We start from the raw sequence: 20,045 nt of genomic DNA on the forward strand, positions 1-20,045 counted from the left end.
TTCTAGTGCAGGAAATGCCTGACGCCAGTGACTACCATGGCGATGCCGTTCTCATCCGCCGCCTTGATGGAGTCCTCGTCACGGATAGAGCCGCCGGGCTGGACGATGGCGGCAATCCCGGCTGCCGCAGCCTGGAGCACCGAATCGTTGAAAGGGAACATGGCGTCTGAGGCCATGACGCTGCCCTTAGCCTTCTCCCCGGCCCGCTTGACAGCGATGTCCACGCTGGTCACCCGGTTGGGCTGTCCGGCGCCCATGCCCAGCAGCATTTTATCCTTGACTAGCACGATAGCGTTGGACTTGATGTGCTTCACCGCCCTGAAGGCGAAGCGCAGGTCCTCGTACTCTTCTTTAGTCGGTTCGCGCCTGGTTACCGGCTTCAGGGTAATCTGGTCTTCCGGCAGGGCGTCGGCCTGCTGTACCAGCAATCCTCCCTTAACATGACGGTAATTGAGCGCCGGCTGCGTCTCTGCCGCCGGCAGCTTTGCCTTCAAGATGCGCAGGTCTTTGCGCTTCCTGAGGATTTCCAGTGCCGCTTCTTCGTAATCCGGGGCGATTGAGATTTCATAAAAGGTGCCGCGCATTGCCTCGGCCATCTCGGCGGTAAGTGTCCGATTGACTGCCACAATGCCGCCATAGGCTGATACCGGATCGCCTTCAAAAGCACGCTGATAAGCCTCAGCCACGTCATCCCGGCTGGCCAGGCCGCAGGGGTTGGTATGTTTGACTATGGCCACTGTCGGCGCCTCGAAATCGGTGGCCGTCGCCCAGGCGGCATCGGCGTCCAGGATGTTGTTGAAAGATAGTTCCTTGCCCCAGAGTTGCTCCGCCCACGTTATGCCGGTGTTCTGGCCGGCGCCGACGCGTTGTTCGGCGTAGAAGGCGGCGGGCTGGTGTGGATTCTCGCCGTAGCGCAGGCCGTAGCGCTTCTTGAGGGCGACAGTCATGTTGTCGGGGAAGCCGTCATTGCCCTGCCACAGGTACTGGGCGATAGCGGTATCGTACATCGCGGTGTGCTGGAAGGCTTTCTGAGCCAGACGCTTGCGGTCGTCGAGGGATAAGCCAGCGCCTTTGAGCTTGTCGATGATTAATTGATAATCGAGCGGGTCGGTGACGATGATGACCCCGGGGAAATTCTTGGCTGAGGCGCGGATCATAGCCGGTCCGCCGATGTCGATATTCTCGATCGCTTCTTCCAGGCTGACGTTACCCTTGGACACGGTCTGGACAAATGGGTATAGGTTGACCACCACCATGTCAATAGGGGTGATGCCGCTTTTGACCAGTTGGGCCATGTGGTCCTCTTTATCGCGCCGCGCCAGGATGCCGCCATGAACCATGGGGTGCAGCGTCTTGACCCGGCCGTCGAGGATCTCCGGAAAACCGGTGATATCGGAGATAGAGTGCACCGGCACCCCGGCCGCGGCTAAGGATTTCTTGGTGCCGCCGGTCGAGAAGATCTCCCAACCCAGCTTTGACAACTCGTGAGCGAAACCTTCCAGGCCTGTCTTATCGGAGACGCTGAGGATAGCCCGCATGGTGACCTCCAGCCAGTTATTCAAATTATGTCGCGCATCAACACGACATAAAGTTATTCGATGATGACCCAGCCTTTGCCCGTGTCCGCGGTGACCTCGCCGATGATTTTGGCTTCCGGCATCGCCGCGAGGAGCGGCGCGACCTTGGCCGGATCAGCAAAGATCGTCATGCCGATGCCCATGTTGAACACGCGGTACATTTCGGCGTCGGCCACGTTGCCCAGGTCCTGAATGAGCTCGAAAATCGGCAGAATATCCCAGGAGCCCTTGTTTATGCGGACGGCGGTGCCCGGCGGCAGGGTGCGGGGGATGTTGTCAGTAAAGCCCCCTCCGGTAATGTGGGCTAAACCCTTGACATCACCAAGCACCGGCTTCAAATCAGCCAGGTAAGAGCGGTGAGGCTTGAGCAGCGCCTCGCCGACCGGGGTGTCCAGGGTGGAGTAGCGGGCAGCCATCGCCGAAGGCGACTCACCTAGGACCTTCCTGGCCAGAGAATAGCCGTTGGTATGCAGCCCCGTAGACGGCAAACCCAGGACGGCATCGCCTGGTCTGATCGACCTGCCGTGAAGGATGCGATCCTTCTCGACGATACCGACGATGAAGCCGGCCAGGTCGTAGTCGTTGCCGTGATACAGGCCGGGCATTTCAGCCGTCTCGCCGCCGACGAGGGCGCAGGAAACCTCTTGACATGCTATGGACAGGCCTTTGACAACGTCGGCCACTATCACCGGGTCGAGCTTGCCCATGGCGATATAATCGAGGAAGAAAAGCGGCTCGGCGCCGCAAGTCAGGATATCGTCGACGCTGTGGTTGACGATGTCAATACCCACCGTGTCATGTTTGCCCATCGCCGCGGCGATCTTCAGCTTGGTGCCGACGCCGTCGCAGCTGGAGACAAGCACCGGTTTATCGAAGCCTGACGGCAATTCGAACATCCCGCCGAAAAACCCCGGACCTCCCAACACCCCCGGGGTGAAGGTGGCTTTAGCCAGCTCCTTAATCCGTTCTTTAGCCTGGGCTGCGGCGTCGATGGACACGCCGGCGGCGGCGTAAGCGTCCTGTTTGATGGAATTTCTCCTTGGAATGATGCCGAAATGATAGCATCAACAGCCACAAGCCGCAATTCACAAACTGGCGGCCAAGACGACAGATTTTCTGCACCTGGCCATGCCGGCGAGGATAAGTTGCTGATAGAAAAAGGTGATTGTTGTTCAGCGAGACCAAAATTAACATCATAGTATTAAGAAAGGTGATGTTAGTTGGACAAAAAAGCTAGACTGCTGGTACAATGAATCATTGATAATCGTTGAAAAGAGGGCATATGGCCGCTAAGGACTACTACGGCACCCTCGGCATCGGGCGGGCAGCCACCGCCGACGAGATAAAAAAAGCTTTTCGCAAGCTGGCTCGAAAATATCATCCGGACGTGAATCCGGGCGATAAAGCCGCCGAAGCCAAGTTCAAAGAGATCAACGAGGCTCACGAGGTATTGTCGGACAAAGAAAAACGCGCCAAATATGATAAATACGGTGAGAATTGGCAGCATGCCGAAGCTTATGAGAAAGCCGGCGCCGGCTTTCACCAGTACGAGGGAACCCAAAATCCGTTCGGGGGGTTTGAATATCGTACTTCAGGCGGCCCGTTCACCGGATCTTATTCTGGCGACGACGTCGGGGATATTTTTGAGCAGATTCTGCGGGGCGGGGGTGGCCGCCGCCGGCCGCGCCGGGGCGAAGACGTTGATTACGAGGTTGAGGTAACGCTGGAAGAAGCCTACCACGGCACCCAGCGTACCCTGGCGATGCAGGGGGCCAAAGCCGAGAAGCTGGAAATCAAAATTCCAGCCGGCGTAACCACCGGCTCTAAGGTGCGTCTGGCCGGAAAAGGCGGAGAGGGTTCCGGGGGCGGGCCTCGGGGCGATTTGTATTTAGTGGTGAAGGTAACACCGCACAGCCGATTCGAGCGCAAGGAGGATGACCTTCACGTCACTGTTGATCTTCCGCTCTACACCGCAATACTGGGCGGCGAAATCCACGTGCCCACAATTAAAGGTAAGAATCTGGCTTTGAGGATTCCACCCGGGACTCAAAATGGCCGGACGATTAAACTTGCTGGGCAGGGCATGCCGCATCTTGGCCGGACAGGCACCGGCGACCTGATCGCCCGGGTGAATGTTGTTCTGCCCACAAATTTGACAGGCCGGGAAAAAGAACTATTCACTGAACTATCGAAGTTAAGCGCCTCTAACTGACCCGGGGGGAGGAAAAAATTGAACGAAGAAAGATACCGCCCACGCTACGTCATCCACGTAGCCGCCGAACTTATCGGAGTTAAGACGCATACCCTGCGGTACTATGAACGCTCCGGGCTGGTGAAGCCGAAGCGTTCATCCGGCAACATCCGCCTCTACTCAGAGAGCGATATTGAGACCCTGCGCCGGGTACGGAGCCTGATGGAAGACCTGGGTGTGAACCTGGCCGGAGTAGAAGTGATCACCAACATGCTGTTGAAGATGAATGATCTGATCAAGGAAAACGAGAAGCTGCGCTCCCAACTCACTCGGCTTCAAGAGGGGAATATATAATGCGACAGGAAAAATTCACCGAACAGGCGCAGGAGGCAGTCGCTTCCTCTCAACAGCTGGTTCGCCAGTACCAGCATAACCAGTGGGATGTCGAACATCTGCTGCTGGCGTTGCTCGGGCAGGAGAAAGGTCTGGTCGGGGAGATAATCAAAGAACTCGGCGCCGATGCTGACGCCATAAAAACCGAGGTTGATGCTGTGCTGTCCAAGGTTCCTAAACTGGGCTACGACGCCCAGCAGATCTATCCTACGCCGCGGATCCAGCAGGTTGGGCTGGAGGCATCTCAGGAGGCTCAGCGCCTGAAGGATGAATTCATTGGGACGGAGCATATATTCATCGCTATCGCCAGCGAAGCGAAAGGTGTTTCGGCGGCTATTCTGAGAAGCTTCGGCATCGATAAAGAGAAGGTTTATATCGCGCTGCAGAAGATTCGCGGCAGCCACCGGGTGACCGACGCCCGGGCTGAGAGTAAATACCGTTCGCTGGCTAAATACTCGCGTGATCTGAATGAGATGGCTGAACAGGGCAAGCTGGATCCAGTGATCGGCCGGGAGGCGGAGATCAGGCGGGTGATGCAGATCATCACCCGGCGGACCAAAAATAATCCTGTCATCGTCGGCGAAGCCGGCGTCGGTAAAACCGCGATAGCCGAGGGCGTTGCCCTGAAAATTGTTTCCGGAGACGTACCCTCCTCATTGAAAGGACGCAGGGTAGTTGCCCTTGATATGGGTGCGCTTCTGGCTGGAGCCAAGTTCCGGGGCGAATTTGAGGAGCGGTTGAAGGCGGTGATGGACGAGGCCCGCTCATCGCAGGGCGAGATCATCCTGTTTATCGATGAGATACACACCCTGGTAGGCGCCGGGGCGACCGAAGGGGCTTTGGATGCCAGCAATATGCTCAAGCCGGCTCTGGCCCGGGGTGAGCTGCAGGTTATCGGCGCCACCACCTCGGATGATTATCGTAAATACATTGAAAAAGACAAGGCTCTGGAGCGGCGCCTGCAGCCGGTGTTCGTTGACGAACCCGGAATCGAAGACGCTATCGAAATTCTCAAAGGGTTGAGGCCCCGGTATGAAGCCCACCACAAGATTAAAATCTCTGATGAGGCTTTGGATGCGGCGGTTCGCTTGTCTCAGCGGTATGTCACCGATCGTCATCTGCCGGATAAAGCTATAGACCTGATCGATGAGGCTGCCTCAAAGTTGCGTCTCGATTTGGAAAGCACGCCGCCGGCTATCCGCGAACTGGAGAACAAAGTGCAGCAGCTTCAATCGGAGGAAGAAGCCGCCTCACAGCGTAATGATTACCCCGCCGCCGCTAATGCCCGGAGCGAGTGGCTTCGCCTTGACGATGAATATAAAAAAGAACGAGAAGCCTGGGTCGCCAGAGAGAAGATATCCGGTGAAGTCAACGCCGAACATATCGCTGGTCTTATCGCCGCCGCCACCGGCATCCCGGTGTCCCAGATGTTGGAGGCCGAAGCCCAGAAGCTGGTGCACATGGAAGACCGCATTCACGAAAGGTTCGTTGACCAGAACGAAGCCGTGGTCGCCATCTCTGAGGCTATCCGCCGCTCCCGGGCTGGCCTCAAAGATCCGCGCCGCCCCATCGGCAGTTTCCTTTTCCTGGGGCCGACCGGCGTTGGCAAGACCGAACTGGCTCGGTCGCTGGCCTGGTTCCTGTTCGGTGACGAGACGGCCATGGTCCGCATTGATATGTCGGAATACCAGGAGCGCCATACCGTGTCGCGCATGATCGGCGCCCCGCCCGGCTATATCGGCTTCGAAGAGGGCGGCCAGCTTACCGAAGCGGTTAGAAAGCGGCCTTACCGGGTTATCCTGCTGGATGAAATTGAGAAAGCCCACCCGGAAGTCTTCAACGCCCTGCTGCAGCTGCTGGACGACGGCCGCCTAACCGACGGCCACGGACGTACGGTTGACTTTAAGAACACCGTGGTGATCATGACAAGCAACGCCGGTGTTGAAACTATCCGGCGGGAATCTAAACTCGGATTCGTCACCGCCGCCGGCGGCGACGGCAGAGAAAACTATGACCGCATGCGTGACAAGGTCATGGCCGAAGTGCGCAAGGCGTTCAGGCCGGAGTTTTTGAACCGGGTTGACGAGATCATCGTCTTCCACGAACTTGGCCAGGAGCAGTTGCGGCACATTGTTGATCTGATGGCCCGCGAAGTCGAACAGAGACTGGAAGACCTTGAAATCGGGTTGGAGATCACTGAGTCGGCTAAAGGATGGCTGGCAAAAGCGGGGTACGACCCGGTTTACGGCGCCCGGCCGCTGCGCCGCGCCATCGAAAAACATGTCGAGAACCCGCTGGCGACGCGCATTCTGAAGGGTGATTTCAAGGAAGGCTCAACGGTCATCGTCGATGTCGAAGCCGAGGAATTGACCTTCAAATCCAAGAGCGATGAAGCGCCTCCGGCTAAAGTCAGCCGCAAGAAATGCCGCAACGTTAAAGCTGACCCAACCGGGTAAGGCGTGGTGAGTGTCGAGAGCCGGCAGCCTGTCCCCAGGGCTGCCGGCTAAGTTTTTCCAAGCAGGCATAACCGCTTCCGCAAAGGTGTTGACAACCCAAATCCCTGAATCTATAATACGGCACGGGCTTGAACAAGTCCGCCCCGCAGCTATTCCGCATGACACACCAAATCCCATTCATAAATTCGAGCATGCTTTTGGATGACTAAATACATCTTCGTCACCGGCGGCGTGGTCAGCTCGGTCGGCAAGGGCATCACCGTCGCCAGCATCGGCACCGTTCTCAAGAGCCGCGGCATTTCCGTCTCCGTCCAGAAGCTGGATCCATACTTAAACGTCGATCCCGGCACCATGTCCCCGTACCAGCACGGCGAGGTTTTTGTCACCGGCGACGGCGCCGAAACCGATCTCGATCTGGGTAACTATGAACGGTTCATTGATATTGACCTGACCGCCGAATCCAATACCACCTCAGGCCAGGTGTATTCAGCCGTCATCGCCAAAGAGCGGCGCGGCGATTTTCTAGGCGGTACCATCCAGGTCGTGCCCCACCTCACCGGCGAGATTAAAGACCGCTTCCGAAAACTGGCGGAAAAATCCAAAGCCGACGTGCTCCTTATCGAGGTCGGCGGCACCGTCGGCGATATCGAAGGCCAGCCCTTCCTTGAGGCGATCCGCCAGATGCGCAAAGACGTCGGCCGCGACAACGTGCTGTACGTCCATGTGACCCTTCTTCCTTATATAGGGCCTACCCAGGAGCTCAAGACCAAACCGACCCAGCACAGCGTTAACGAACTGCGGCGCATCGGCATTCAGCCGGACGTTATCGTCTGCCGCTCTGACATTCCCATCCCCGAAGCCATCCGCGACAAAATCTCGCTCTTCTGCGACGTTGACCGCGAAGCGGTCATCTTCTGCCCGACGGTTAATTCGATCTATGAAGTGCCCCTGGTACTGGAATCCGAAGGCCTGGGCGACTTCATGGTCCGCAAGCTGGATTTGAAAGCCCACCCGCCGCAGCTCGACTCGTGGCGGGAGATGGTATCCTGCTTCAGCGGCGCCTGCGAAACCGTCCGCATCGCCCTGGTCGGCAAATACGTCGAACTGAAAGACGCCTATTACTCAGTGCGGGAAGCGCTCACCCACGCCGCCATGCATCACGGCCGGAAGCTCCAGATTGACTGGGTGCAGTCGGAAGACCTGGAGCGCCCCGGCGGCGAAAAGCTGCTGGAACATGCCCAGGGCATTATTGTCCCCGGCGGCTTCGGCGACCGCGGCATCGAAGGCATGATCAAGGCAGCCGAGTACGCCCGGGTTCATAAAGTGCCCTACTTCGGCCTGTGCCTGGGCCTGCAGATAATGGTCATCGAATTCGGCCGCCACGTGCTGTCAGCCGCCCGCGCCAACTCCACCGAGTTCGACGCCGGCACCGCCCACCCGGTCATCGACATCATGCCGGAACAGAAGGTGGTTTGCGGCAAGGGCGGCACCATGAGGCTGGGCAACTGGCCGTGCCAGGTAGTGCCCGGCACCAAAGCCGCCGCGGCTTACGGCCAGGAGCTCGTTTATGAGCGCCACCGCCACCGCTTCGAGTTCAACAACCGCTACCTTGACAGCTACCGCGCCGCCGGCATGGTCTTCTCCGGCCTGTCGCCGGACCGCAAGCTGGTGGAGGTCTGTGAGCTGGCCGATCACCCGTGGATGGTGGCCTGCCAGTTCCACCCGGAGTTCACCTCGCGGCCCGGCCGGCCGCAGCCGCTGTTCCGGGACTTCATCGGCGCTGCCAAAGGCGTGCTGCGGGAGGGGTCGCAGGCGGCGCTGCCGCTTTCCACCGATTAGGAAGTTAAGCCGCGCCGTATTACTTTTTAATTTCAGCAGGAGTTTTCAATGAAGCTGTTCCTCGATACCGCCAACATCAACGAAATCAAAAAAGGCGCCGCCATGGGTGTGGTGCACGGCGTGACCACCAACCCGTCGCTCGTTGCCAAAGAAGGCCACAAGGATTACCAGTCGGTGGTGCGGCAGATCGCCGCTATCATCCCCGCCGGGGCCCCCATCTCCGTTGAAGTTGTCAGCACCTCGGTCGCCGATATGGTCGCCGATGGCAAACGCTTTTTCAAATGGTCGCCGGAGAACGTGGTGGTCAAGCTGCCGACCTCGGCGGAAGGCCTTCAGGCGACGCGCGAGTTGGCCAAAGACGGCATCAAGGTCAACATGACGCTGTGCTTCTCCGCCAACCAGGCGCTGCTGGCCGCCCACGCCGGCGCCGCCTTCGTCAGCCCGTTCGTCGGCCGCCTCGACGACATCGGACATGACGGCATGGCGCTGGTCAAGGATATTCTCGATATTTACAGGAACTACGGATTTAAGACCGAGGTCATCGCCGCCTCAATCCGGCACCCGCTGCACTGCGTCCAGGCGGCCAGGATGGGCGCCCATATCGCCACTATACCTTATAAAGTACTTGAACAGATGCTGAAACACCCGCTGACCGACATCGGCATCGAACGATTTTTAGCCGACTGGAAAGCAAGCGGCGCGTCAAACCAGTAATTAGGAGAACTCCATGTCCGAAATCGACCCCATCAACAGTATCGAACCGGTAGAAGTCCGCCCGGAACCCCCCGCCCCTCCCCCGCCTCCGCCTCCGCTGGGCCTGTCAACCCTGGAGACGATGAGCCGGGAAGACCTGCTGGAGCTGGCCAAGCGGATGAAGCTCACCGGCGTCACCGGCGCCAAGAAGCAGGAGATCGTGCTGCGGCTGCTGCAGGCCTCCACCGAGCAGCAGGGCAACATCTTCTGCTCCGGCATCCTGGAGATCATGCCGGACGGCTACGGCTTCCTGCGCCAGGCCTCGCTCCTGCCGTCGAACTCGGACATTTACATTTCCCAGTCGCAGATCCGCCGCTTCGGCCTGCGGACCGGAGATATGATCATCGGCCAATCGCGGCATGCCAAGCCGGGTGAAAAGTACTATTCGCTGCTCCGGGTCGAGGCCATAAACGATCTCAATCCGGACGTCGCCAAGCAGCGGCCGCACTTCGGCTCCTTGACGCCGACCTTCCCGGACAAGATGATCAATCTGGAGATCGAACCCCTCCAGCTTTCGACCCGCCTGATCAATCTCATCGCCCCTATCGGCCGCGGCCAGCGCGGCATGATCGTTTCCCCGCCCAAGGCCGGCAAGACGATGCTTCTCAAAAACATCGCCAACGCCGCCACCGGCAACTACAACGACATCCACCTGATGGTCGTTCTCATCGGAGAGCGGCCGGAAGAGGTTACCGATATGCGCCGCTCCGTTAAAGGTGAGGTCATGGCCGCCACCTTCGACGAGGCGGTGGAGAACCAGACCCGCGTCGCCGAGCTGGCGCTGGAGCGCGCCAAGCGCATGGTGGAGTCCGGCAAGGATGTGCTCATCCTCCTTGACGGCATCACCCGCCTCACCCGCGCCTACAACCTGGCCATGCCGCCTTCCGGCCGCACTCTCTCCGGCGGCCTCGACCCGGTCGCCCTGCACCCGGCCAAGAAGTTCTTCGGCGCGGCCAGGAACACCGCCGAGGGCGGTTCCTTGACCATCATCGCCACCTGCCTGGTGGACACCGGCTCGCGCATGGATGATCTCATTTATGAAGAGTTCAAGGGCACCGGCAACATGGAGCTCCACCTCGACCGCCGCCTGGCCGAACGCCGGATCTTCCCCGCCTTTGACATTCCCCGTTCCGGCACCCGCCGCGAAGAGCTTTTGATGTCGGACACCACCTTCCGCCAGGTGCAGCTGCTTCGCCGCATGGTCGCCCTCATCGCCGATGACGCCACCCACTTCGCCGAGGTCACCGAGCGCGTCCTGGACAAGCTCAAGAAGTCCCGCAACAACGTGGAATTCCTGGATAACCTCCAGCGCGGCAAGGAGTAGGCTGGCATAACATCCTTTGGTGTCATTCCGGCGAAGGCCGGAATCCAAAAAGCCATGGCTAATATTAAAGAAGCCGCCGCCCTGTGCGTGGACAGCGCCGAAGAGGAAGCATCTTCCAGCGGTCCGTTGCGGGCGATCACCTGGTTAGGGTAGTGAAGCAAGGGTATCGTTATAGACACCCAAATCCAGTATCTTGAATTTACTGGCGCCATTCCGAAAGATATCGTTGCAAAAACAGCATAACATCCCCCATTGTCATTCCGGCGGAAGCCGGAATGACATAATGGCTGTCTATAATGGCTCCACGCAAACGATACTGAATCGTCACTCTACATAATATCTTCGTCCCTAACACCCCGCCCCGCCGCCCGTTATATCATCTGAAGATGAGTGCTGGTCTGGCGGATAGCCGACCTGGCGGCCGCAAGCTGGTACCATCGTACTCCCGCAAAGCCGGTCTAAACCTATTGACACCCGTGGTATCATTGATACTAGTGCAGGTATAAGTCCGTGCACTGCTTGGCTTTACGCATATTTCTTAGATTAATTAAGAAAGGCAGGTGATGGGATTAGAAAGATGAGCCGCAAGGCAAAACTAGCAACCATTGCTACCCCATAGTCTAAGGGAAATAACCAAAACCGATAGACAATAACCATAAAAATATATTGAAAGGTTAACCGAAAGGTCGAATGAAAAAGTTAAACAAAATCTTTAGCATCCTGCTGACCGCAGCGATCATGACCAGCATGCTGGTCACCGGCGCTATTCCGGTCGGCGCCGCTGACAATGCCTGGGGCGAATTCGCTGTACCGAAAGCAACCAGCGAAGTTATGCCCAATGATCTCACCGGCACTGGTCTCCTGACCATGGCAATCGACGGCACCCTTTACGCTTACGTCACTGACGGAACTGCCAAATTGGCCAAGTCCGTTGACGGCGGCAAGAAGTGGACCACCGTTGCCGCTCCCGTAAACGCTCCTATCGCGGCCATCTTCTGCTCTCCTTCCGAGGCTAATGTCCTGTACATTGCCCAGGGCAACACCGTCTACAAGTCCACCGACAGCGGCGCTACCTTCGCCACCCGCGGCACTGTCCCGGCTGGTGAAGTTGTAACCTCCGTCGCCGCCGCCCTCGCTGCCGGCAGCTACAAGATCATGATCGGCACCGCCGACGATCCGGCTGTTGTTGGCGATGTTCCCGGTAACACCTACTATCAGAACGAAGGCGATTTCTTCCTGTCCTTCACCGCCTTCGGCCAGTTCCAGGCTGTTGCTGCCAACTTTGATGTTATGGCCATCAAACTCTCGCCCAACTTCGCTACCGATCAGGGTATCGTTGTCTTGGCTTCCGATGGCACCAACGTTGAAGCCCACTTCAGCACCGCCGGCGGCGTCTTCGGCGCTTCGCTGAAGAAAGCTGTCATCCCTGTGGCCGCAGCTACAACCGTTGCCATCGCTTTCCCGGCTGAGTTTGCCATGCCCGCCTCCACCATTTTCTACGCTGGTGTTGGCGACGGCGCTGGCGCTAGCCCCAACTCCGGCGTTTACCGTGTGGTAGCCGCCGCCGCCTCTTCCGCTTCTCTTTCCACTATCACCATGCTCGGCGGTAACTTTGACATCGTCAGCCTTTCCGCCTCCGGTTCCTACGCTGGCACCGGCACTGTCTTCGCCGGTACCGCTGACGGTAAAGTCCGCAGGAGTTCTGATTCCGGCGGTACTTTCGCTAACCAGTCCAAGGGTCTCGGCAACACCACCGGCGCAGTCTTTGTCGTCATGGCTGGCGATTACGCCACCTCCGGCAAAGTCTACGCCCTTCAGGCCGCTGGTGCTGCTGATGACGAGTCTGGTTTCTTCGTCTCCACCAATCAGGGTTCACGCTTCAACGCGATATCCCTGCTGAACAGCACCATCGCCACCATCAACGATGCCGCCTTTGCCGCCAACGGTGACGTCTATATGGTCACCGCCGCGACCGGTGGCGTCCTCAGCCTGTGGCGCTACATGGGCGGTTGGGAACGTGTCCAGAGCGGCTTCGCTGCCGGCACCATGATGGACATTGAGATCTCACCGAACTATGCCACCGACAAGGCTGTCTTCTTCATCGATGGCGCTAACAAGATCAATGTTTCCTCCAACAACGGCGAAACCTTTGCCGCCCAGTCCTCCGCTTCCACCGTCACCATCGTTGACTACGAAGTCATCGACCTGATGACCTTCGTTGTTGCCGGTGCCACCGGTATGCAGCGGACCACCAACAACGGTTTCATCTGGAACACCGTCAGCACCGCCAACATTCTGGCCTTGGCTCGTTCCTCCGATGGTACCGCTCTGGCTGGTCTGACCTCAGCCGGCGCCATCACTCGCTCCACCGACCTCGGCGCCACCTGGTCAACCGCCACCACTTCTGTTTTGGCTGGCGCGAACAAGTTCACCTTCCAGAACGGTTCCACCAATGTCCTTTGGGCTACCACCGGCGGCGGCGGTCTTTACAGCATTGACCTGGCCGCCACCACCGTAGCTTGGAGCGCCAATAAGGTGGTTTCGGGCACCGCTTTTGATTCCGCTGGTCATATGACCATAGGCATGGGTATCGCCTCCGGCGCTGCTCCTGCCGGGCAATCCGTAACATACGGTATCTGCACTGACATCATGGCTCGTAAGATTAGCACCGGCAGCCTTTCTGGCTTCATCGCCTTCTCAGGTTTCACCGGTGCCTCTGCCCTTTACATCCAGCCTGCTGCTGGTGCCAACAAGCTGTGGGTCATTGCTGATGGAAACAAACTCTTCTCTCTGACCGACCAACTGGCTGTTGCCGTTTCCGGCGTTGCTGTGGGATCTTTCACCACTTCTAAGGCTGTCATTAATTGGGCTGCTGTTGCTGGCGCCGATCGCTACGCTGTGGCTTTCCAGCAGGGCAGCACCGCTTTGACCGATCCCTACACTGCCACCATGGCTTCCAGCACTGTCTCCGGCACTACCTACACTATTGGTGCTGATCCCGGTGCTGTTGGCGCGCTCGCTTCCAACACAACTTACACTGTCAGCGTTTGGGCCGTTCGCGCCCCAACCGGCACTGACACCAATGCTCCTCGCGTCTCCTTCGCTGGCTCAGTGACTTTCTCCACTCAGCCTGCTGTTCCTCCGCCTCCGGTTGGCTTGGCTCCTGCTCCGGCCGCCACTGGCATTCCCACCATGCCTTCCTTCCAGTGGGGCGCCATCGCCGGTGCTACCAGCTACGAGCTTGAACTCTCCACCTCCCCCACCTTCAGCCCGCTGACTGGCACCAAGATCACCGCCACCGTCCCGGCGGCCGCCTGGACCGGCACCGCTCTGGCCAACAACACCGTTTACTACTGGCGCGTTCGGGCCATCACCGCCACCGGCACCTCTGACTGGGTTGTCAGCACCTTCACTACCGTCGCTGCCACCCCGACCACTCCTCCGGTGACCATCCCGACCTCTCCGGTAGTCACCCCGACCGTGACCGTGGTCATCCCCGACACTGAGACCCCGACCTACATCTGGGCCATCATCGGCGTCGGCGCTCTGCTCACTATCCTGGTCGTTGTCCTCATCGTCCGCACCCGCCGCGTCGTCTAACTTAAACACTTAGACAAATCGGTTGGATAAAAGGGAGCCCCCGGCAACGGGGGCTCCCTTCTTTTGTCCCTCTCCCGCTTGGCCGCGGGAGAGGGTAGGGTGTAGCGGCAGCGCCCATAATGTAGAATGTTGAATACTGCCAGAAAGCCAATGACCACCGGATACGTATTCCATCATTCATTCCTGGAACATGACACCGGCGCCGGCCACCCGGAGACCGCCGCCCGGCTGGAAGCCGTAATGTCCCGACTGAAATCCGAAGGCTTACTTGAGCGGCTGGCCCTCATCGAGGCGCGACGAGCGGCGGAGGCGGAACTTGCCGCCGTTCACAGCCGGGGCTACATCTCCAGGCTCAAGGAGATCTGCGCCGCAGGCGGCGGCTGGCTGGACGCCGACACGCCGGTCTCAAAAAAGTCCTGCGAGGCCGCGGAATATGCCGCCGGAGGCGCTGTGGCGGCCGTAGAGGCGGTGATGGGCGGCGGTGAGGGCATTCCCTCGTGCTTCGCCCTGGTCAGGCCGCCAGGGCACCACGCCTTCGCCGGGGAGGGCGGCGGCTTCTGCCTTTATAACAACATCGCCATAGCCGCGCGGTACGCCCAGTCCCGCTACGGGCTGAGGCGGCTCGCCATTATAGATTTCGACGTCCACTTCGGCAACGGCACCGCCGCGGTCTTTGAAGACGATCCCGGCGTGCTGTTCATCTCAACGCACCAGTTTCCGCACTACCCCGGCGGCGGCGATATTGATGATACCGGCAAAGGCAACCGGATCAGCATACCGCTACCCGAAGGCTGCGGCGACGATGAGTACCTCTCAATGTTCGACGAGGTAATAATTCCGGCGGCGAGACGCTTTGAGCCGGAGCTGCTGCTGGTCTCGGCCGGCTTTGACGCCCACCGGGATGACCCGCTGGCCGGGATGCGGGTCTCGACCGAAGGCTACGCCGGCATCGCCGGGCGGCTCAAGCGGCTGGCTGATGAGGCTTGTGGCGGACGGGCGGTTTTTTGCTTAGAAGGCGGCTACAGCCTTGAGGCGCTGGCCGATTCGGTCTCGGCCACTTTCAAGGCGCTGCTCGGGGAGGCCGTTGACCTGTCGCCGCGCCAGGTTCCACCGCGGGTTGCCGGCCTCGTCGCCGAACTGAAACGGCGCCATCGGCTGGCTTAAGCCGGGCGACGTTCCGGGCAAGCGGCGGCGGGGCAGTCCGGGCAGTCTTCATCGCAAGGTTCCACGTGAAGCGACACCTCCAGCCGCGGCAGGCGCGCCCGCAGGTCGGCCTCGAGGTGGTCGCACATGCGGTGAGACTCCTCGACGGTGATGCCGCGGGGCATCACCAGGTGCAGTTCCAGGAAGCGCTGGGCGCCGGCCTTGCGCGTCCGGATCTCATGGAAGCCCACCAGAGCGCCGCGGTGCTCTTCCAGGGTGTCGGCGATAAGCCGCTGTTCGGCGGGCGGCAGCCCGGTGTCAATGATGGCGCCGAATGATTTATGAAGAATGTCCCAGGCCGCCTTGACGATGATCAAGGCCACGCCTATGGCGATGATGGGATCAAGGATGGTCAGCCCGGTCAACTGCACCGCCAGAAGGCCCAGGAGCACGCCCAGGGAAGTGATGACGTCGGTGCGCAGGTGCTGGGCGTCGGCTTCCAAAGCCAGCGAGTCATGCTCCCTGGCTGATTTGAAAAGGTTGCGGCTGACCAGGGTGTTGGCGGCGGCGGAAACGGCCATGACGGCGATGCCCCAGCCGAGCAGTTCCACCTCGGCGCCGCTGATGATCCTCTTGACCGCCTCGTAGATGATCCACACCGCGGCGATGAAAATCAGCACCGCCTCGATACTGCCGGACACGTTTTCCCACTTGCCGTGGCCGAAGGGGTGTTCCCGGTCGGCGGGTTTGCCGGCCGCCCTGAGGCCGAAAAAGGCGATGACCGCCGCCAGCAGGTCGAGGGCGGAATGGATGGCCTCGGCCAGGATGCTGACGGCGCCGGTGAGCAAGCCCACCGTCACCTTGAGGAAGATGAGCAGTGAATTGGAAGCCACCGAAACGGCGGCGGCGCGGCTGGGGCCGCCCATGGTTCTAAGCCCCGGCCCGGGAAGCCCTGGGCGCCAGGCGGCTCTTGTCGTAGTTGTCCCAGATGACCAGGATGGCCGGGGCGACGAACAGCGAATCATAGGTACCGACAACGATGCCGATGAACATCACCAGCGCCAGGTTCTGGATGGTGGCGCCGACGAACAGCATCAGGGCCAGCACCACGATGATGGTGGTGAAAGAGGTGTTCAGAGAGCGGATGAAAGTCTCGACGACGCTGCGGTTGACGATGCTTTCAAAGCTGCCGCCGCCGCGCAGAGTGTTCTCGCGGATGCGGTCGTAGACGACCACGGTGTTGTTGACGCTGTAGCCGATGACCGCCAGGATGCCGATGATGAACACCAGGTTGATCTCAAGTCCCAATACCGCCGCCAGCGCGGCGAAGATGCCCAGCACCGCCAGGACGTCATGGAGCACCGCGGCGACGGCGCCGACGCCGTAATGCAGCGGCTTGGGCATACGGCGGAAGGCATAGGTCAGGTAAGCCAGGATACCGATTGAGGCCAGGCCGACGGCGATCATGGCCGTTCTGGAGGTCTGGCTGGCGATGATCGGGTCAACCGTCTCGAAGCCGCGCTCGGTCAGCGGCCCGAAGGCCGTCTCCAGGCCGTCCTCAAGAGTATTCTTCTCGGCGTCGGAAAGAACTCCCAGCCGGATGATGAAATCCTCGCTGCCGGTCTCCTGAACGATAGCGTTGCCGTGACCCAGGTTCCCCAATTCGCTCTTCAAGTCGGCTACGGCCGGCGTGGCGTCGAAGGCGACGGTCAGGAGCGACCCGGCGGAGAAATCGATGCCGGATTTGAGTCCGAAAACCGCCAGAGACAAAAGCGATAGGGCGATGAGCGCCCCGGAGATGCTTAAAAACAGCTTGCGTTTGCCGATGATGTTAGGCATTTTGGTCACCTGCTTCGGTAGTGAATAGGGATAACTTCCGGGCGGTTTGGCTGCCGATGAGCATCCGCAGGAATGTCCGGGTGACGAACATGGCGGTGAACATGCTGGCCAAAACGCCCACGCCCAGGGTCAGAGCGAAGCCCTGCACCGGCGCCCCGGCGGCGACGCTGCCGCCGACCCAGACCAGGATGGCGCAGACGATCAGGGTGGTGACGTTGGAATCCCAGATGGCGGTCCAGGCCCGGGAGAAACCGGCTTCAATGGCGGCGCCGACAGTGCGCCTGGCCCGGAGTTCCTCTTTCATCCGCTCGAAGATGAGCACGTTGGCGTCCACCGCCATGCCGATGGACAGGATGAAGCCGCCGATTCCGGCCAGCGTCAGGGTGACCGGCACGAGCTTGTATATTGCCAGGACAATGGCAATATACACCATTAATGCCAGGCTGGACAGGAAGCCCGGCAGGCGGTAGAAGGCGGTCATGAAAATCATAACCAGGATGACGCCGACGGCGCCGGCCAGTACCGACCGGTCGACGAAATCGGCGCCCAGCACCGGCGATACGGTGTTTTCATAGATAATCTCCAGTGGCACCGGCAGGCGGCCGGCGTTGAGCTGGCGGGACAGGATTTCGGCTTCGTTGAACGACAGGCCGGTGATGACGCCGCTGGTGGAGATGATGCCCTCGACGACCGGGGCGATCGGCTGGCCGTTATCGCCGAGGAGGGCGGTGTCGCCCTCAAAGATACCCATCCTTTTACCAAGGATGCGGGTGGTGACCGCCTCGCTGATCTTGGCGCCCTCTTCGTTCCATTCGAACCGAAGCTCGATTCGGCCGGTGGTCTGGTCGCTGGTTAAAAAGGTGTTGTCTTTAAAATAGCTGGAATCAAGCTCCTTGACCGCGCCGTCGATTTCGGCGGTAGCCGGCTTCCAGCGCCCCAGTTCATTCTCCCACCGGGCTTCCTCGCCGTCGGCGGCCAGTTCGGCGAAGACCAGGAGCGCTGTGGAGCCGATGCGCTGCTTCTGGGCGTCGGTCAGCGCCGTTCCCGGCAGCTGCACCACAACGCGGTTTTCGCCCTGTTTCTCAATATTGGGTTCGCTGACGCCCAGCGGGTTGACCCGGTTACTGATGACGTCAACAACGCCGTTCAGGATGCTGTCCCGGTCGGCCTCGGCCACTCCGGACAGGTCGGCTTCATATACCAGGTGCAGGCCGCCCTGAAGGTCCAGGCCGAGTTCGATAGCCCGGCCGCCGATGACGCCTTTGCCCACCGGCAGCACCACCAGCGCCGAAAGGATGAATAAGACCAGGATGGTTATCAATCCGAATCGGTATTTTTTCATTCTTCAATCCGCATCAGTAATCTTTGCCATGCCGCGCCGCTGCGCCTAATCTACCCTTGGCGGCCCCGCCGCAGGTTCTTTTGATCGTCAGCCGGAGGCTCCCGGATCAGCCGCTCGGCCATTGTTAAAGCCTCTTCTTTAGAAGCGATTTCTCCGGTGGCCCGCGCCTCGGCGACCGCCTCCAGAATCCGGCCCATCGCCGGACCCGGTTTCATCCCGAAGCGCGCCTGGAGCTCGTTGCCGTCAACCAACCGCCCGGACGGTTTGGCCAGCTGCCGGCCGCGTTCGGCTAAAACATAGCCCACTATTGTAACATGTTGGCGGAAGTTATCAAGGTCGAGGTCCGGGCCGCGGGCTGCCAGGTGGTCGGCCAGGCTCAGGTACAGCGTGGCAACGGCGGCGTCGCCGGTGTCCCGAAGGAAGCGGTAAACAGCCCTCGGAGTGGGAGGGATGGCCTCCGGACCGAGTTGAGTCGGCCTCAGGTGGGCTTCAACGATGGCGGTGACGAAACCTGCTTCCCGCTGGGAAAAACGCAGCCGCTTCATAATCGTGTCAGCTTTCTCGGCGCCCTTCCGGGCGTGGCCATAGAAACGCAGGCGGCCGTTGGCGGCCAGAGTCCTGGTTTCCGGCTTGGCCACGTCGTGAATAAGAGCCGCCAGCCTGGTCAGCGCCAGGCGCGTGGCGCTGCCGCCGATTTTTCCCAGAAAATAAGCCTCTGATTCGACGTCCCAAGGGATGAGCTGACGTGCCCCAGCGCGGGCATGCGGCCACAAGCCCCGGCGCAACACCCAGTCCAAAGCACCGACCGTCTTCAGTTGATGATCGAGCACGTCCCAGGCGTGTTCAGGCGGCTGCTCGACGCCGCGGCAGGTTTCGAGTTCCGGGAACAATGCCGCTAGCAAGCCCAGCCGGTCGAGATACTCGACGGTCTGACCGATCGAAGGCAGCGATAGAACCTTGATCAGGTCCTCCCGGGTCCTTTCGCCGGCCACACTGGCAGCCAGAGAGGCGGCGGCGGTTATCAGGCGTTCGGTGCCCGGCTCGATGGCAAAGCCCAGTTCGCCGGCCAGGCGCACGCCCCGGAGCAGGCGGGCCGGGTCGTCTCTGAATACACCCGTCGACACAGCCCTGAGCACTTTTTGTTCAAGGTCGGCCAGGCCGTCTGCCTCGTCGGTAATGACCAGTTGTTCCGGTAAAGGGAAGGGGACGGCGGCTGCCAGCGCGTCGACGGTAAAATCGCGCCGGGCGAGGTCGTCCCGGATGGCGCCGGCTGCGGAGCTGATGTCAATCTCCTCAAAAACCGCCTGCTTGAGCGGGATACGATATATACCGGCCGCGGCGTCGAGAGCGAAAAACTCCGTGCCCAGCGCTGCCGCCAGGGCGGCGGCCATTTTCCCGGCATCCCCTTCGACGACCAGGTCCAGATCATTTGCCGGTCTGCCCAGGAGGGTGTCGCGGAGGTATCCGCCGACGATATACGCCGGCATGTCCAGGGTTGACGCGGTTGCGGCGGCGGCTTCGATAATGCAACGGCGGCCGGGGTTGTTGACAGGGAGGAAAGGCTTGCGCGGTTCGGTCATAATTGGGT

Annotated in this window: 14 protein-coding genes; 8 read left to right on the forward strand and 6 right to left on the reverse strand. The window is 60.1% G+C overall.

The genetic code is table 11. The annotated features are described in order from the left end of the window. Positions 1 to 2: 2 nt before the first annotated feature. Together purH and purM are read right to left on the reverse strand one after the other, a co-directional pair. A complete protein-coding gene (gene purH, locus ABV300_RS01580) occupies positions 3 to 1,538 on the reverse strand; it encodes a bifunctional phosphoribosylaminoimidazolecarboxamide formyltransferase/IMP cyclohydrolase (RefSeq protein ID WP_353715344.1) in 1,536 nt (511 codons plus the stop codon). A 53-nt stretch (positions 1,539 to 1,591) separates the two neighbouring features. After that, positions 1,592 to 2,626: a phosphoribosylformylglycinamidine cyclo-ligase gene (gene purM, locus ABV300_RS01585; protein ID WP_353715345.1), complete on the reverse strand. Its 1,035-nt coding sequence runs from the start codon at positions 2,624 to 2,626 to the stop codon at positions 1,592 to 1,594. Positions 2,627 to 2,859: 233 nt separating this feature from the next. Between purM and ABV300_RS01590 the strand changes: the two genes are divergently transcribed. The 8 genes from ABV300_RS01590 to ABV300_RS01625 all read left to right on the forward strand — a co-directional run bounded on the left by ABV300_RS01590 (position 2,860) and on the right by ABV300_RS01625 (position 15,297). Further along, complete coding sequence (locus tag ABV300_RS01590) at positions 2,860 to 3,789, forward strand: J domain-containing protein (protein WP_353714813.1); 930 nt, start codon at positions 2,860 to 2,862, stop codon at positions 3,787 to 3,789. An 18-nt stretch (positions 3,790 to 3,807) separates the two neighbouring features. Then, entirely contained in the window at positions 3,808 to 4,122 is a 315-nt protein-coding gene (locus ABV300_RS01595; protein ID WP_353714814.1) for a MerR family transcriptional regulator, read from the forward strand. Further along, entirely contained in the window at positions 4,122 to 6,617 is a 2,496-nt protein-coding gene (locus ABV300_RS01600; protein ID WP_353714815.1) for an AAA family ATPase, read from the forward strand. The genes ABV300_RS01595 and ABV300_RS01600 overlap by 1 nt, the downstream gene beginning before the upstream one ends. A 201-nt stretch (positions 6,618 to 6,818) precedes the next feature. Further along, positions 6,819 to 8,456 carry a CTP synthase gene (locus ABV300_RS01605; protein WP_353714816.1) on the forward strand — a complete coding sequence of 546 codons (1,638 nt, stop codon included), beginning with the start codon at positions 6,819 to 6,821 and terminating at the stop codon, positions 8,454 to 8,456. A gap of 48 nt (positions 8,457 to 8,504) precedes the next feature. Then, positions 8,505 to 9,170, forward strand: coding sequence for a fructose-6-phosphate aldolase (gene fsa, locus ABV300_RS01610; protein WP_353714817.1), 666 nt, complete (start codon positions 8,505 to 8,507; stop codon positions 9,168 to 9,170). A 13-nt stretch (positions 9,171 to 9,183) separates the two neighbouring features. After that, positions 9,184 to 10,533 (forward strand): transcription termination factor Rho, encoded by a 1,350-nt coding sequence (gene rho / locus ABV300_RS01615; protein ID WP_083496310.1) that lies wholly within the window; start codon positions 9,184 to 9,186, stop codon positions 10,531 to 10,533. A gap of 690 nt (positions 10,534 to 11,223) precedes the next feature. Then, entirely contained in the window at positions 11,224 to 14,133 is a 2,910-nt protein-coding gene (locus ABV300_RS01620) for a hypothetical protein (RefSeq protein WP_353714818.1), read from the forward strand. A gap of 150 nt (positions 14,134 to 14,283) precedes the next feature. Beyond that, on the forward strand, positions 14,284 to 15,297 hold the full coding sequence (locus tag ABV300_RS01625) for a histone deacetylase (protein ID WP_353714819.1): 1,014 nt from the start codon (positions 14,284 to 14,286) through the stop codon (positions 15,295 to 15,297). Here ABV300_RS01625 and ABV300_RS01630 read toward each other — a convergent pair. Genes ABV300_RS01630 through ABV300_RS01645 form a run of 4 tightly spaced genes read right to left on the reverse strand, consistent with a single transcriptional unit; the run spans position 15,294 to position 20,037 of the window. After that, a complete protein-coding gene (locus tag ABV300_RS01630) occupies positions 15,294 to 16,202 on the reverse strand; it encodes a cation diffusion facilitator family transporter (RefSeq protein ID WP_353714820.1) in 909 nt (302 codons plus the stop codon). The two genes, ABV300_RS01625 and ABV300_RS01630, sit on opposite strands and share 4 nt — an antisense overlap. 4 nt (positions 16,203 to 16,206) lie before the next feature. Next, positions 16,207 to 17,115 carry a protein translocase subunit SecF gene (gene secF / locus ABV300_RS01635; RefSeq protein ID WP_353714821.1) on the reverse strand — a complete coding sequence of 303 codons (909 nt, stop codon included), beginning with the start codon at positions 17,113 to 17,115 and terminating at the stop codon, positions 16,207 to 16,209. Further along, positions 17,108 to 18,457 (reverse strand): protein translocase subunit SecD, encoded by a 1,350-nt coding sequence (gene secD / locus ABV300_RS01640; protein ID WP_353714822.1) that lies wholly within the window; start codon positions 18,455 to 18,457, stop codon positions 17,108 to 17,110. Before secD ends, secF begins: the two co-directional genes overlap by 8 nt. Positions 18,458 to 18,507: 50 nt before the next feature. After that, positions 18,508 to 20,037 (reverse strand): HD domain-containing protein, encoded by a 1,530-nt coding sequence (locus ABV300_RS01645; protein ID WP_353714823.1) that lies wholly within the window; start codon positions 20,035 to 20,037, stop codon positions 18,508 to 18,510. Between the last annotated feature and the right edge of the window lie 8 nt (positions 20,038 to 20,045).

Source organism: Dehalogenimonas sp. 4OHTPN, assembly GCF_040448695.1.
Taxonomy (GTDB): Bacteria; Chloroflexota; Dehalococcoidia; order Dehalococcoidales; family Dehalococcoidaceae; genus Dehalogenimonas.